12 protein-coding genes and 1 pseudogene are annotated in these 15025 nt (G+C 51.1%); 6 read left to right on the top strand and 7 right to left on the bottom strand.

Annotation, left to right across the window (positions count from 1 at the left end; translation table 11 throughout):
- Positions 1 to 282, top strand: a pseudogene (locus GA0061070_RS23015) (IS4 family transposase); the annotation flags it as partial.
- 16 nt (positions 283 to 298) lie between these two features.
- Here the strand turns inward: GA0061070_RS23015 and GA0061070_RS23010 are convergent.
- Positions 299 to 1207 carry an acyltransferase gene (locus GA0061070_RS23010; RefSeq protein ID WP_090138720.1) on the bottom strand — a complete coding sequence of 303 codons (909 nt, stop codon included), beginning with the start codon at positions 1205 to 1207 and terminating at the stop codon, positions 299 to 301.
- A gap of 425 nt (positions 1208 to 1632) precedes the next feature.
- On the opposite strand from GA0061070_RS23010, the gene polA reads away from it, so the two are divergent.
- Both polA and spfP read left to right on the top strand, forming a co-directional pair.
- Complete coding sequence (gene polA / locus GA0061070_RS23005; RefSeq protein ID WP_090138718.1) at positions 1633 to 4419, top strand: DNA polymerase I; 2787 nt, start codon at positions 1633 to 1635, stop codon at positions 4417 to 4419.
- Positions 4420 to 4585: 166 nt separating this feature from the next.
- Positions 4586 to 4633 (top strand): small protein SpfP, encoded by a 48-nt coding sequence (gene spfP, locus GA0061070_RS26150; RefSeq protein ID WP_071892919.1) that lies wholly within the window; start codon positions 4586 to 4588, stop codon positions 4631 to 4633.
- Between the two features lie 83 nt (positions 4634 to 4716).
- Here the strand turns inward: spfP and yihA are convergent, their stop codons facing one another.
- On the bottom strand, positions 4717 to 5343 hold the full coding sequence (yihA, locus tag GA0061070_RS23000; RefSeq protein WP_090138722.1) for a ribosome biogenesis GTP-binding protein YihA/YsxC: 627 nt from the start codon (positions 5341 to 5343) through the stop codon (positions 4717 to 4719).
- A 581-nt stretch (positions 5344 to 5924) separates the two neighbouring features.
- On the opposite strand from yihA, the gene yihI reads away from it, so the two are divergent.
- Together yihI and hemN are read left to right on the top strand one after the other, a co-directional pair.
- Complete coding sequence (gene yihI, locus GA0061070_RS22995; RefSeq protein WP_090138716.1) at positions 5925 to 6428, top strand: Der GTPase-activating protein YihI; 504 nt, start codon at positions 5925 to 5927, stop codon at positions 6426 to 6428.
- Between the two features lie 186 nt (positions 6429 to 6614).
- On the top strand, positions 6615 to 7988 hold the full coding sequence (gene hemN, locus GA0061070_RS22990; protein ID WP_090138714.1) for an oxygen-independent coproporphyrinogen III oxidase: 1374 nt from the start codon (positions 6615 to 6617) through the stop codon (positions 7986 to 7988).
- 73 nt (positions 7989 to 8061) lie between these two features.
- Here the strand turns inward: hemN and GA0061070_RS24970 are convergent, their stop codons facing one another.
- The 4 genes from GA0061070_RS24970 to glnA form a co-directional block, all read right to left on the bottom strand.
- Positions 8062 to 8184: a YshB family small membrane protein gene (locus GA0061070_RS24970; RefSeq protein WP_007369337.1), complete on the bottom strand. Its 123-nt coding sequence runs from the start codon at positions 8182 to 8184 to the stop codon at positions 8062 to 8064.
- 110 nt (positions 8185 to 8294) lie between these two features.
- Positions 8295 to 9704, bottom strand: a complete 1410-nt coding sequence (gene glnG / locus GA0061070_RS22985; protein ID WP_090138712.1) for a nitrogen regulation protein NR(I) — start codon at positions 9702 to 9704, stop codon at positions 8295 to 8297.
- 8 nt (positions 9705 to 9712) lie between these two features.
- Entirely contained in the window at positions 9713 to 10762 is a 1050-nt protein-coding gene (glnL, locus tag GA0061070_RS22980; RefSeq protein ID WP_007369335.1) for a nitrogen regulation protein NR(II), read from the bottom strand.
- A 270-nt stretch (positions 10763 to 11032) separates the two neighbouring features.
- The gene (glnA, locus tag GA0061070_RS22975) at positions 11033 to 12442 is read right to left on the bottom strand and encodes a glutamate--ammonia ligase (RefSeq protein ID WP_090138710.1); all 1410 of its coding nucleotides are present in this window, start codon (positions 12440 to 12442) and stop codon (positions 11033 to 11035) included.
- Positions 12443 to 12823: 381 nt separating this feature from the next.
- Between glnA and typA the strand changes: the two genes are divergently transcribed.
- On the top strand, positions 12824 to 14647 hold the full coding sequence (gene typA / locus GA0061070_RS22965; RefSeq protein ID WP_007369333.1) for a ribosome-dependent GTPase TypA: 1824 nt from the start codon (positions 12824 to 12826) through the stop codon (positions 14645 to 14647).
- A 127-nt stretch (positions 14648 to 14774) separates the two neighbouring features.
- Here the strand turns inward: typA and GA0061070_RS25710 are convergent.
- On the bottom strand, positions 14775 to 15025 hold a 251-nt coding region (locus tag GA0061070_RS25710), incomplete at its 5' end, for a transposase (RefSeq protein WP_244153191.1).

Genomic DNA, 15025 nt, shown 5'->3' with positions numbered 1-15025 from the left:
GTACTGGCCTACAACCAGCTGCGTTTTATGATGACGCAGATGGCCTGCAGCCTGAAAGGAGTGGAGCCTTATCAGATAGGTTTTAAGCAGGCGAGTCTTTATCTGACGGCCCAACTGAGTATCCTGCCGGCAGTAGCGCCGGGTAAAATACCAAAGCTAATCAAAGAAATACTGGATATGGCAGAGAGCTTTGTCCTGCCACCACGTAGGGTAAGACATTACCCAAGAGCGGTAAAAAAGAAGCCGCAACGTTACGCGTTACGGCTACCTTCAAAAGCTTAACTGACAAGCATTACGGTCACTGACCGGCGTTATTATATTGCGCTTTTATCGCGTCGATACGTTCATCTTTGCCTGACCATAATTTATTCAGCCATTGCTGAAAACCGCGTTTAAAATTCTTGTCGTTGACGTAATCGCCATGAAGTTCTTCATTTACCGGCAGCAAATTTATACGTACGACAATATGCGTCAGCTTGCCGCTGAGCATATCAAAGAAAGGCGTCTTATCGTTTTCCGGGTAGCACAAAGTAACATCCAGCAGCTTGTCAAACTGTTCTCCCAGCACGTTCAGCGCCATGGCCATACCGGCCGCTTTTGGTGGCAATAGATTTTTGAAGGGGGAACGTGTATGGCGACGTTTTTCCTCGGTAAAGCGTGAGCCCTCCACGAAATTCACAATCGTTGTGGGATGATGGCGAAACTTCTCACATGAACGCCGTGTGGTTTCCACGTCCTTGCCGCGGCGTTCCGGGTGGCGGAGCAGATAGCTTCTGGAGTAGCGGCGCATAAATGGCATATCCAGCGCCCAGCAGGCGAGTCCGATAAAGGGCACCCAGGCGAGTTGTTGCTTAAGGAAATATTTATTCATCGGGATATGTTTGCGAAATAACACGCATAACACCACGATATCTGCCCAGCTATGGTGGTTGCAGATTAGCAAATACCAATTCTTTTTATTCAGCCCTTCCAGCCCTTCAACATCCCATTTTAAATGTGGATTGAGATGCAGCAGCCATGAGAGGCCTACACACCAGCAATACATCATGAAATTACAGAAGGCTGAGATCGCTCTCCACAATACCGGCACTGGAAGCAGCAGCTTGAGTAAGCCGGCAACAATGATCGGCACGGAACAAAAAATAGTAACCAGTATGGTAAGCAGGACACTCATAAACAGAGTGAATACTGCAAGCAATCTCGACATAGTTAAAGTATTCAGAAAGTTAGCTGCTAAAGGCACACAATAAATAAGAGTAAGGCGCTGATTTTACCAGAAAACCCAGTGCGCGAATGCTTAAACCTTGTTGGTAGCACCTGATGCCTCTGGAATAGAGAATGCTGATTGACTTTTCTTATATCCACATAGAGTAAATTGCCATCAAAAAGCAATAACAATCTTTTATCTTTACGTAACTGATTAAATCTAAAGTGATTGTGTTTTTTTACGATCGCCGGAAGGGCACAAAAATCCAGCCAGTCAGAAACTATTCACAAACTTATCCACAGGTTTATTGTGCGAGCGATCCCGGCGATCGCGAAATCTTTTCCGGCAAATACCGTGAAAAACTCATGTTTTCTTCCTGTCTGTGGCATCCTTTAGCTATAAATTGATAAACAGGCACGGACATCATGGTTCAGATCCCAGAAAACCCACTTATCCTTGTTGACGGCTCGTCCTACCTCTATCGCGCATATCATGCGTTCCCGCCGTTGACTAACAGCGCCGGAGAACCCACAGGCGCCATGTACGGCGTGCTAAATATGCTGCGTAGTCTGATCCTGCAATATCAGCCGACCCATGCCGCCGTGGTATTTGATGCGAAAGGAAAAACCTTCCGTGATGAGCTGTTTGAGCATTACAAATCCCATCGCCCTCCAATGCCAGACGATCTGCGTGCGCAAATAGAACCGCTGCATTCCATGGTTAAAGCAATGGGTCTGCCGCTGTTGGCGGTTTCTGGCGTGGAGGCGGATGATGTGATCGGCACGTTGGCACGAGAAGCCGAGAAAATGGGACGCCCGGTACTGATCAGTACCGGTGATAAAGATATGGCGCAACTGGTAACGCCGGGTATTACGTTGATCAATACTATGACCAACACGATTCTCGGCCCGGATGAGGTTGTTACCAAATATGGTGTACCGCCTGAACTGATCATCGATTTCCTGGCGCTGATGGGCGACTCCTCCGATAACATTCCGGGTGTTCCTGGCGTGGGTGAGAAAACCGCTCAGGCGCTGCTACAGGGGCTGGGTAGTCTGGATACGTTGTATGCTGAATCAGATAAAATTGCTGGATTGACCTTCCGTGGTGCGAAAACCATGGCCGCTAAGCTGGAACAGAATAAAGAGGTGGCGTACCTCTCTTATCAACTGGCGACCATCAAAACCGATGTCGAACTGGAACTGACATGTGAGCAACTGGAAGTGCAGCAACCAGCGGCTCAGGAACTGCTTGGGTTGTTTAAGCAATATGAATTCAAACGCTGGATAACAGACGTCGAAGCCGGTAAATGGTTGCAAGCGAAAGGTGCGAAATCTACGGCGAAACCGCAGGAAACCATTGTGGTGGAAGCTGAAGCAGATATGCCAGCCGCCATACTCTCTGCGGAACAGTACGTTACCATCCTTGACGAAGAGACCTTGCAACAGTGGATCGCGAAACTGAAGAGCGCGCCGCTGTTTGCCTTTGATACCGAAACGGACAGCCTCGACAATATCAGTGCTAATCTGGTAGGCCTCTCCTTTGCGATTGAACCAGGCATTGCCGCCTACGTGCCGGTCGCGCATGATTATCTTGATGCACCTGACCAAATCACCCGCGATCGCGTGTTAGAACTGCTCAAACCGCTGCTCGAAGATGAGAATGCCCGCAAAGTAGGGCAAAATTTGAAATACGATCGCGGTGTGCTGGAAAACTACGGTATTGAACTACGTGGGATTGTGTTCGACACCATGCTCGAATCCTACACCCTGGATAGCGTTGTCGGTCGCCACGATATGGACAGTTTGTCTGAACGCTGGTTGCAGCATAAAACTATCACCTTTGAAGAGATTGCCGGCAAGGGCAAAAACCAGCTCACTTTTAACCAAATCGATCTGGAGCAGGCGGGGCGCTACGCGGCAGAAGATGCTGATGTCACGCTGCAACTGCATCTGAAGATGTGGCCGGAGCTGCAAAAAAATGCCGGGCCGCTGAATGTGTTCCAGAATATCGAAATGCCGCTGGTGCCTGTGCTCTCGCGCGTTGAACGTAACGGCGTCAATATTGATCCTGCGGTGTTACATAAGCATTCCGAAGAGCTGACATTGCGCCTGGCAGAGCTGGAGAAAAAAGCACACGATATTGCCGGTGAGCCATTTAACCTCTCATCAACCAAGCAGTTGCAAACCATTCTGTTTGAAAAACAGGGAATTAAACCGCTGAAGAAAACGCCGGGAGGCGCGCCGTCAACCTCAGAAGAGGTACTGGAAGAGCTGGCGCTGGATTACCCGTTGCCGAAAGTCATTCTGGAATATCGTGGGTTGGCCAAACTCAAATCAACCTACACCGATAAACTGCCGCTGATGATTAATCCAAAAACCGGGCGCGTACACACCTCGTACCACCAGGCGGTGACGGCAACCGGGCGTTTATCGTCTACCGATCCAAACCTGCAAAACATTCCGGTGCGTAATGATGAAGGGCGACGCATTCGTCAGGCATTTATTGCGCCGAAAGATTATGTGATTGTCTCGGCTGACTACTCGCAAATCGAACTGCGCATTATGGCGCATTTGTCGCGTGATAAAGGCCTGCTTTCAGCATTTGCTGAAGGTAAAGATATTCACCGGGCGACCGCTGCCGAAGTCTTCGGTTTACCGCTTGAAAGTGTAAGCAGCGAACAGCGTCGCAGCGCAAAAGCGATCAACTTTGGCTTGATCTACGGCATGAGTGCCTTTGGTTTGTCCCGACAGCTTAATATTCCGCGTAAAGAGTCGCAGAAGTATATGGATCTTTACTTTGAGCGTTACCCTGGCGTACTGGAGTATATGGAGCGCACACGGGCGCAGGCGAAAGATCGCGGTTATGTGGAAACGCTCGATGGCCGTCGCCTTTATCTGCCGGACATCAAATCCAGCAATGCCGCCCGACGCGCAGGAGCAGAGCGTGCAGCAATCAACGCACCGATGCAGGGTACGGCGGCCGATATCATCAAACGAGCAATGATCGCTGTGGATGGCTGGCTGCAAAGCGAAAAACCGCGTGTGCGTATGATCATGCAGGTACACGATGAACTGGTGTTCGAGGTGCACAAAGATGATGTTGACGCTGTGTCGAAAAAGATCCATGAGCTGATGGAAAATAGCACCACGCTTGATGTGCCTTTGCTGGTGGAAGTGGGGAGCGGGCAAAACTGGGATCAAGCGCACTAAGCGTTCGGGGAATAAGGGGCTTTTTTTGTAAGTAAGCAACATATCGTCGACGGTTTTGTGACAATCATTAGAATTCCATATGTAAAAATTGAAAAGAAATTACAAAAAGTACTTTGTCCGGATCCAAAAAGGGAGTAGAGTTATTTGCGTAGGGTACAGAGGTAAGATGTTCTATCTTTCAGACCTTTTACTTCACGTAATCGGATTTGGCTGAATATTTAGCCGCCCCAGTCAGTAATGACTGGGGCGTTTTTTATTGCGCGAAAGAAAAGGCGCGGCCGCAGCCGCTCCTGAGGATTATGCGTCGGTTTCTTCAACCGGTGGCAGGGAACTGAACCAGCCGTCCAGTTTTTCACGCAGTTTATCCACGCCCTGTTTTTTCAGTGAAGAGAATGCTTCTACCTGCACTTCACCGTTAAAAGCCTGCACCGCTTCCCGTACCATATTAAGCTGCGTTTTACGTGCGCCGCTGGCTAGTTTGTCCGCTTTGGTTAGCAGTACGAGAACCTGTAAGTTGCTCTCTACCGCCCATGAGATCATCTGCTGATCGAGATCTTTTAGCGGATGGCGAATGTCCATCAGCACCACCAGCCCCTGCAAGCACTGACGTTTTTCGAGATATTCACCCAATGAGCGTTGCCATTTGAGTTTCATCTCTTCCGGCACTTCGGCGTAGCCGTAACCCGGCAAATCGACAAGACGCTTGCCTTCGACAACTTCAAACAGGTTGATCAGTTGTGTACGGCCGGGGGTTTTTGAGGTGCGCGCAAGGTTTTTCTGTTGAGTTAATGTGTTAAGCGCGCTCGATTTACCTGCATTGGAACGGCCGGCAAAAGCCACTTCAACGCCAGTATCGGCAGGCAAGTGGCGAATATCAGGCGCACTGGTGACAAAATGCGTCTTTTGGTAATTCAGATTTGTCAAAACGGTCGTCTCCATCATCAAAGCATGCGGCGATTATACCTGAACCGGAACAAAAGACTGGTTTTCTCGCCAGAAACCCGTCTGGTAGCTGTAAGCCATTACCGCGTCATTTGTAAGATATTAGCCCTTCCTGCTATGCGAACTTTCAGAGGAGCTTCAGGTTGAAAAATGAGTAAGAATATTTTAATCAATAACTTATTTTTGAAGAATAGTCTGAAACTGGCGTTTTTAGCCCCGTCACTGCTTGTCAGCTTAGCTCTGAAAGGTAAAGTAACTCTCACAAGGCAGGAGGCCTGAATGGGAAGGAAGACTCAAGGATCGAGGGGTCGGGAGCGCCAGGAGATGCGAAGACCACAGGATAACGTCAGGATATGTTTGCAAGGAAAGGGACCTCTACAGGGAACGTTATTTGCTAAGGGATAAACAGGGCTGGTTGACAGCAAACAGGGAACGTAAAGGCCGCTATAGGTTAAGGTCAAGAAAAAAGGCGACAGTTTACACTGTCGCCTTTTTTCTTTGCTTGCTTTCTGCTAGATTCCGCCGCAATTCTATACTGAAGAAAACGACTTAAGACGACCATTATGAAAAAAACGTCCTCCAATCCGCGCAGCAAAGTGCGCCGCAAAACTCGTGAAGAATTAAATCAGGAAGGCCGCGAACGTAAGCGCGAGAAAAAGCATCGCGGTAATGCCTCTGGTAGCCGTGCGAGCGGTGGCGATGAGTCTTCTGGCAGCGGTAAAGGCAAGTTGCAGAAAGACCCGCGCGTTGGCAGCAAAAAACCGGTCCCGCTGGGTGTCACCGACACACCGGTCAACAAGCAGCACAAACCTAAGAGCGAGAAACCTATGCTTTCACCGCAGGCTGAGTTGGAGATGCTGGAAACGGATGAGCGCCTGGACGCGCTACTGGAACGTCTTGAAGAGGGGGAAACCCTGAGCGCCGATGATCAGGCGTGGGTTGATGCCAAACTGGACCGCATCGATGAGTTGATGCAGAAACTGGGCCTTTCTTACGATGATGATGAAGACGATGAAGAAGAGGAAGGTCGCGAAGATATGATGCGCCTGCTGAAAGGCGGTAAATGATCCTTTTCTATGGGCTTTCTCGTCCTGCTTATAACCCTTCCGGTTATATGTTATCTGGTGTGGTTATTCGTTAAACTACAGCGGTTGTCGCAGCGCAAAGTGTGGCTGCGCAACCGGCTTATGACCCGCAACGAGGTCAAGCCGGGCCGCCGGAACCGCCAGCGGCGTCATCGGAAGGAGTAAGCAATGTCAGAGCAAATTATCGACTGGGATCTGGCCCTGATCCAGAAATATAACTATTCCGGGCCGCGCTACACGTCCTATCCCACCGCGCTGGAATTTTCAGACGCTTACGGTGAAGAGAATTTTCGCCACGCGGTTGCGCGTTATCCTGAGCACCTGCTGTCGCTGTATGTGCATATTCCTTTTTGTCACAAGCTTTGCTACTTCTGCGGCTGCAATAAAATTGTTACCCGTCAGCAGCACAAAGCTGATCAATATCTCGATGCGCTGGAACAGGAAATTGCCCATCGCGCGCCGCTGTTTCGCGGTCGCCACGTCAGCCAGTTGCACTGGGGTGGCGGTACACCAACGTACCTCAACAAAACGCAAATCAGTCGCCTGATGGGGTTGCTGCGCAACCATTTTGATTTCAATACCGACGCAGAGATCTCTATTGAGGTTGATCCCCGAGAAATTGAACTCGACGTGCTTGACCATTTGCGTGCGGAAGGTTTTAACCGCCTGAGCATGGGCGTACAGGATTTCAACAAAGAGGTTCAAAGGCTGGTCAACCGTGAGCAGGACGAAGAGTTTATCTTTGCGCTGCTCAATCACGCTCGCGAGATTGGTTTTACCTCAACAAATATCGATCTGATTTATGGGTTGCCGAAACAGACGCCGGAAAGCTTCGCTTTTACGTTACAACGTGTTGCGGAGCTTAGTCCGGATCGCCTGAGCGTCTTCAACTATGCGCATCTGCCGACGCTGTTTGCTGCACAACGCAAAATCAAAGACGCCGATCTGCCTTCGGCGCAGCAGAAGCTCGATATTTTGCAACAAACCATCTCCTCACTAACCGGCTCCGGTTATCAGTTTATTGGTATGGATCACTTCGCCCGCCCGGATGATGAACTGGCGATTGCCCAGCGCGATGGCGTTTTGCACCGTAACTTCCAGGGTTATACCACTCAGGGTGACAGCGATTTGCTGGGGCTGGGCGTTTCCGCCATCAGCATGATCGGCGACAGCTATGCGCAAAACCAGAAAGAGCTGAAGCTCTACTACCAGCAGGTTGACGAGCGCGGTGACGCGTTGTGGCGCGGTATTGCGCTTACCCGTGACGACTGTATTCGCCGTGATGTAATTAAGGGCCTGATTTGTAATTTCCGGCTGGATTTCAGTGCGACGGAACGCGTATGGGATCTTAATTTCCGCGACTATTTTGCTGAAGACTTACGCCTGTTAGCGCCGCTGGTGAACGATGGGTTGGTGGAGATGAATGAGCAGGGGCTACAAGTCACGCCGAAAGGGCGTTTGCTGATCCGCAATATCTGTATGTGCTTTGATACGTATTTGCGCCAGAAAGCGCGTATGCAGCAGTTCTCCAGGGTAATTTAAGTGAAGCGTTATCAGGCCAGGGCAAAAACCTCTGGCCTGATACGTATAGCGCCTTACGGCAGCGGCAAGCGAACTAGCTAAAAAGCCCAACCAGCGCGGCGCAAAGAACCGCCGCGATAGCCGTTTGCGGTGTGTGGCTTGCTGATGCACCAGCTTCGACGCCCGCACTGACCACACTGATAATTGATTCCAGCATCATGAACTCCCCCGTGAACGGGCAAGATCATACTGCACTGTGATAAACAGTAAAGCGCAAAATAGCGTCAATTTACGGCTGAGATTAATAATTTACATTTCACCCGCACGTTACTCCATTCCCAGCTCTTTCAACTTGCGTGTCAGGGTATTACGTCCCCAGCCAAGCAAGCGCGCCGCTTCCTGTTTATGCCCCTGAGTATGGCGTAGCGCGGTGGTCAGCAATGTTCGTTCCATCTCAGGTTGTGCTTCAGAAAGCAGGTTTTGATGTCCGGAACGCAGTGCCCGATCGGCCCACTGCGCCAGCAACGTAGCCCAACTGTCAGGCAAAGTCTGCGACGGGCTGTCCGGTACCGTGGTTTCAAACAATTCACTGGGCAGATCCTGGATCAGCACTTCCTGGCCTGCAGCCATCACTGTTAACCAGCGACAGGTATTTTCAAGCTGACGTACGTTGCCCGGCCAGGCCAGACGCGTGAGCGCCGCTTCGGTTTCCGGATGCAGCAGCTTGGCTTCTACACCCAGTTCGCGAGCCGCGACCTGCAAGAAGTGACGTGCAAGGCGAGGAATGTCTTCCCTGCGTTCGCGCAGCGGCGGCAAATGAACGCGAATAACGTTCAGCCGGTGGAACAAGTCCTCACGGAATTTGCCTTCCTGAACACGTAGCTCCAGATTCTGGTGCGTCGCTGCAATAATGCGCACATCAACCTTTACCGGCGCGTAGCCGCCGACACGATAGAACTGGCCATCGGCCAGCACGCGCAACAAACGGGTTTGCACATCCAGCGGCATGTCGCCGATCTCGTCGAGAAATAACGTCCCGCCATCGGCTTGTTCAAAACGCCCCTGGCGGATCGTGTTCGCACCGGTAAAGGCACCTTTCTCGTGACCAAACAGTTCTGATTCAATCAGATCTTTGGGAATTGCCGCCATATTCAGGGCGATAAACGGCGCTTTCACTCGCGGGCTATGGCGATGCAGGGCATGCGCCACCAGTTCTTTACCGGTCCCGGATTCACCGTTAATCAGGACGCTAATCGACGAGCGCGACAGACGACCGATAATGCGAAACACATCCTGCATCGCTGGCGCTTCGCCGATAATATCGGTGGTTGGGCCGCTGGCCTGTATATTGCGCGGTTGCTGCTGTTCCTGATAATGGCTGATCGCGCGTTCGACCAGCGCGACGGCTTCATCGATATCAAAAGGTTTGGGCAGATAATCAAATGCCCCTTGCTGATAAGCGCTTACCGCCGCATCCAGATCGGAATGCGCGGTCATAATGATGACCGGAAGCATTGGATGGCGCTGTTTGATCTGTTTTAACAGTGCAAGCCCATCCATCCCTGGCATACGAATATCGGAAAGCAGTACATCCGGGGTTTTGGTGGTGAGCGCATCAAGCACTTCATTGGCACTTTCAAACGTTGTACAACTCAAGCCTGCCCCGCTGAGCGCGCGTTCCAGCACCCAACGGATGGAGCTATCGTCATCAACGATCCAGACTATCCCTCGTTGCATAAATACCTCTACTTCCGAATAGGCAGAAATACCGAGAATTCGGTATGACCTGGCCAACTGGTGAATTCAATTTTGCCAGAATGTTGATCAATCAAACTGCGTGCGATAGATAACCCCAGCCCGGTGCCGCCCTCACGTCCGCTCACCATGGGATAGAACAGCGTATCCTGGAGATGCGACGGAATACCTGGGCCGTTATCTTCCACATCTATTCTCGCCGCGAGGCGATAGCGAATTCCATGCAGCGTTAACTGGAAGGCGGTACGAGTACGCAAAATAATTTCGCCCCCTTCCGGCCCCAGCGCTTGCAGAGCGTTGCGGACGATATTCAGTAAAACTTGTTCAATTTGGTCTGGATCGTGGGCCAACTCCGGCAAACTCGGGTCATAATCGCGAACCAGCGTCACGTTGTCCGGCAGTTCCATCGATACCAGTTTCACTACGCGCTCAGCAACTTTGTGAATACTTTCGGTAACATGCATTCCCGGTTGCTGCGGGCCTAACAGACGATCCACCAGATTTCGCAGACGGTCGGCCTGCTCAATAATGACTTTGGTGTATTCCATTAGCGCCGGATCGGGCAGCGCTTTGCTCAGCAGTTGCGCCGCACCGCGTAACCCGCCAAGCGGGTTTTTGATTTCATGCGCCAGTCCACGCACCAGATCACGTGCAGCCACCTGTTGGGCGTGCTGCAACTGCTCCTGGCTCAGACGTCGCTGATTATCCATGGGCGCCATTTCCAACAAGACTAAACCGTCCGGTAAACGTTGCGCCGTCAGCGACAAAATATGTGAGCGACCGTCGATCACCAGAGTCACTTCGTTATCGGTAAAGCCCTGGCCTGCATGCAAACTTTCACGCATCAAATCGATATTCAGTGAAAAGTAGCTCAGCAGTTCAGGCAGCGGTGTGCCAAATAATTTACGCGAGCTCTGCGCCAGCAATTGCTGTGCCGCAGGGTTGGCGTAATGCACCGCCAGTTCGTCATCAACCAGTAAGATACTGTTGATCAAAGAATTGAGGATCTGCCCAGCATCGGGCAGCGCGCCGCTTGCCATTTAGCAGTCTCCCGGAGATATGCACTAATTTAGTGCAGTATAGCTTTTTATAGGTAAAAAATACGTCAGAACAGAGTGTTGGTGGAGAAAAAAGCCCATCCAGGGATGGGCTAAAAGTTCCACGGCAACAAAATATCCTAACGTCTTTCACATTACAGCGGTGTTGGCTGCCCTCATTCACCCGAATCACTTAGTAGACTAAGCTTATCGGGATTCATTCGGTTGCCGCCTTGCTGCAACGCGAAATCCGTTGGATCTTCAGTAATACGATTAAACGCTGTAGTACAGTTCGAACTCTACCGGGTGCGGAGTCATGCGAACGCGGTCGTTCTCAGCGGTACGCAGTTCGATGTAAGCATCGATAGCGTCATCGGTGAACACACCGCCAGCAGTCAGGAACTCGCGATCAGCATCCAGCGCGTTGAGCGCTTCTTCCAGAGAGCCTGCAACTTGTGGGATCTCTTTCGCTTCTTCCGGCGGCAGGTCATACAGGTTTTTATCCATTGCTTCGCCCGGGTGGATTTTGTTTTTAATACCATCCAGACCTGCCATCAGCAGCGCTGCAAAGCACAGGTACGGGTTAGCCGCCGGATCCGGGAAGCGCACTTCGATACGACGTGCTTTCGGAGAAGCAACGACCGGAATACGGATAGACGCCGAACGGTTACGGGCAGAGTAAGCCAGCATTACCGGCGCTTCGTAACCCGGGACCAAACGTTTGTACGAGTTGGTGGTTGGGTTAGACAGGGCATTGATAGCTTTAGCGTGTTTGATTACGCCGCCAATGTAGTACAGCGCCATTTCAGACAGGCCTGCGTATTTGTCGCCAGAGAACAGGTTAGTACCGTTCTTGGACAGGGACATATGGCAGTGCATACCGGAACCGTTATCACCGAACATCGGTTTCGGCATAAAGGTCGCGGTTTTACCAAAGCGGTGAGCAACGTTGTGTACTACATATTTGTAGATCTGAATTTCGTCTGCTTTTTTGGTCATGGTATTGAAGCGGGTAGCCACTTCGTTCTGACCAGCAGTTGCCACTTCGTGGTGGTGAGCTTCAACAACCAGGCCCATCTCTTCCATCACCAGACACATGGTGGAGCGCAGATCCTGTGCTGAATCAACCGGCGGAACAGGGAAGTAACCGCCTTTAACCGCCGGACGGTGACCTTTGTTACCACCTTCGTATTTGGTGGAAGAGTTCCATGCGCCTTCGATGTCATCGATAGCAACGCTGGAACCAGAAATAGAGCTGCCGAAACGAACGTCGTCGAACAGGAAGAATTCCGGCTCTGGCCCAAACAGAACGGTGTCTGCCAGACCGGTAGAACGCAGGTATTCTTCAGCGCGTTTCGCGATGGAACGCGGGTCGCGGTCGTAACCCTGCATGGTGCCTGGTTCGAGGATATCACAACGGATGATCAGCGTTGTTTCTTCGTAGAACGGGTCAATGACAGCGGTAGTCGCGTCCGGCATCAGCACCATGTCTGATTCGTTGATGCCTTTCCAGCCACCAATCGAAGAACCATCAAACATTTTGCCTTCTTCAAAGAAGTCAGCATTAACCTGATGGGCTGGGATAGTGACGTGCTGTTCTTTACCTTTGGTATCGGTGAAGCGCAGATCAACAAACTTCACTTCGTGCTCATTCAGCATCGTCAAAACGTGTTCAGCGGACATACTTAAACTCTCCCGGATTTGTCATTGTCGTCGTGGTAACGAGGTCTTCAAATACTTCGTGAAACCTGGCGTAGTTGCCGTAAAATAGATAAAGCGAAATCTATGCCAACTTTTAAATGCCCCTCAAAAGGCGTTATTATGCCCGGTATAGTGCAAAAGGGCTGCACCATGATGGTTAAGTTGCACCAATATAGTGCTTTTCCGTGAATATTAAGCACCATATTGGTGCAATTTTTTGTTGGCGGCCCTTTTAACGCTCCGTGAAAGCGATCACAAAGCAACTCTGCAATACTTGTTTGCGGAGGATGTTTGTGATCCTGTTTTGTCCTTCGATTAATACGTGTACAATAACGCGCTATTTCTAATGCCTGAGGCAAAGTTGTGATCGAAAATCTGCGTAACATCGCCATCATTGCTCACGTTGACCACGGTAAAACAACCCTGGTTGACAAGCTGCTGCAGCAATCCGGTACGTTCGACGAACGTGCTGAAACTCAAGAGCGTGTGATGGACTCCAACGATTTGGAGAAAGAGCGTGGGATTACCATCCTCGCGAAAAACACCGCTATCAAATGGAATGATTACCGTATCAACATCGTTGATACCCCTGGGCACGCCGACTTCGGTGGTGAAGTTGAGCGTGTGATGTCCATGGTCGATTCCGTGCTGCTGGTGGTTGATGCGTTTGACGGCCCAATGCCGCAAACGCGCTTCGTGACCAAAAAAGCATTTGCCCATGGCCTCAAGCCGATTGTGGTAATCAACAAAGTTGACCGCCCTGGCGCGCGTCCGGACTGGGTTGTTGATCAGGTCTTCGACCTGTTCGTTAACCTTGACGCGACCGACGAACAACTGGACTTCCCGATCGTTTACGCTTCTGCGTTGAACGGTATCGCGGGTATGGACCACGAAGACATGGCTGAAGACATGACCCCGCTGTATCAGGCGATTGTTGACCATGTACCGGCACCGAATGTCGATCTCGACGGAACTCTGCAAATGCAGATCTCTCAGCTCGACTACAACAACTACGTTGGTGTTATCGGCATTGGTCGTATCAAACGCGGTAAAGTGAAGCCGAACCAGCAGGTTACTATCATTGATAGCGAAGGCAAAACCCGCAACGGTAAAGTCGGTAAAGTGCTGACCCACTTGGGTCTGGAACGTATCGATAGCGAAATCGCCGAAGCTGGCGATATCATCGCGATCACCGGTCTGGGCGAGTTGAACATTTCCGACACCATCTGCGACCCGCAGAATGTGGAAGCGCTGCCGGCGCTGTCTGTTGATGAACCGACCGTAACCATGTTCTTCAACGTCAACACCTCTCCGTTCTGTGGTAAAGAAGGTAAGTACGTGACTTCACGTCAGATCCTTGACCGCCTGAACAAAGAGCTGGTGCACAACGTTGCGCTGCGCGTTGAAGAGACTGAAGATGCTGATGCATTCCGCGTTTCCGGTCGTGGTGAGTTGCACCTGTCTGTTCTGATCGAGAACATGCGTCGTGAAGGTTTCGAGATGGCGGTTTCCCGTCCGAAAGTTATCTTCCGTGAAATCGACGGCCGTCGTCAGGAACCGTTTGAAAACGTGACGCTGGATGTTGAAGAGCAGCACCAGGGTTCTGTGATGCAGGCGCTGGGCGAGCGTAAAGGCGACCTGAAAAACATGAATCCGGATGGCAAAGGCCGCGTACGTCTTGACTACGTGATCCCAAGCCGTGGCCTGATCGGCTTCCGTTCTGAGTTCATGACCATGACTTCCGGTACCGGTTTGCTGTACTCCACCTTCAGCCACTACGACGATGTTCGTCCGGGCGAAGTAGGTCAGCGTAACAATGGCGTACTGATCTCCAACGGTCAGGGTAAAGCGGTCGCATTCGCGCTGTTCGGTTTGCAGGATCGCGGTAAGCTGTTCTTGGGTCACGGCGCTGAAGTTTATGAAGGCCAGATCATCGGTATTCACAGTCGTTCTAACGACCTGACTGTAAACTGCCTTACTGGTAAAAAACTGACCAACATGCGTGCGTCCGGTACGGACGAAGCAACCGTTCTGGTTCCGCCGGTTAAGATGACCCTGGAGCAAGCTCTGGAGTTTATCGATGACGACGAACTGGTAGAAGTGACGCCATTGTCTATCCGTATCCGTAAACGTCACCTGACCGAGAACGATCGTAAACGTGCAATGCGCGGTGCAAAAGAAGAGTAATTCCTCTTTTTGTCCGTGAAAAAGCCGCTGATATTCAGCGGCTTCAGACTGCTGACGAACCCCATGTTTTTGCATGGGGTTCTTCTTTTGTAGCGACCGCAGGTCGCGATCGCGATATTTTCCCGCTTTAACCTGTCATCACTTTCTCTGGCTTCACAGGGCGAAGGCATCCCCCTGACAGACCTTCCTGCACCATAAAAAACAGATAAAAAAGCGCCAGCAGCGCCATCTTCTTCATATTCTGCGCCGTCGCCGCAAGCAGGCACTGCATCTGTACCTTCATCAGACCACGGAACCGCGCATACCGGTGCCCGTGATGTTGTTTCGCATCCGCGAAGCTCCGCTCCACTGTCTCCTTACGCCGCGCATACACCTTTT

This window comes from Kosakonia oryziphila (assembly GCF_900094795.1).
GTDB lineage: Bacteria > Pseudomonadota > Gammaproteobacteria > Enterobacterales > Enterobacteriaceae > Kosakonia > Kosakonia oryziphila.
Note: the sequence above shows the minus strand (reverse complement) of the source record. Positions and strands in the feature narration are given on the sequence as shown.

Bases quoted from the DNA above. Each gene is read 5' to 3' on its own strand.
- GA0061070_RS23010 (WP_090138720.1), bottom strand. From the start codon at position 1,207: ATGTCGAGATTGCTTGCAGTATTCACTCTGTTTATGAGTGTCCTGCTT.
- polA (WP_090138718.1), top strand. From the start codon at position 1,633: ATGGTTCAGATCCCAGAAAACCCACTTATCCTTGTTGACGGCTCGTCC.
- yihI (WP_090138716.1), top strand. From the start codon at position 5,925: ATGAAAAAAACGTCCTCCAATCCGCGCAGCAAAGTGCGCCGCAAAACT.
- hemN (WP_090138714.1), top strand. From the start codon at position 6,615: ATGTCAGAGCAAATTATCGACTGGGATCTGGCCCTGATCCAGAAATAT.
- GA0061070_RS24970 (WP_007369337.1), bottom strand. From the start codon at position 8,184: ATGCTGGAATCAATTATCAGTGTGGTCAGTGCGGGCGTCGAAGCTGGT.
- glnG (WP_090138712.1), bottom strand. From the start codon at position 9,704: ATGCAACGAGGGATAGTCTGGATCGTTGATGACGATAGCTCCATCCGT.
- glnL (WP_007369335.1), bottom strand. From the start codon at position 10,762: ATGGCAAGCGGCGCGCTGCCCGATGCTGGGCAGATCCTCAATTCTTTG.
- glnA (WP_090138710.1), bottom strand. From the start codon at position 12,442: ATGTCCGCTGAACACGTTTTGACGATGCTGAATGAGCACGAAGTGAAG.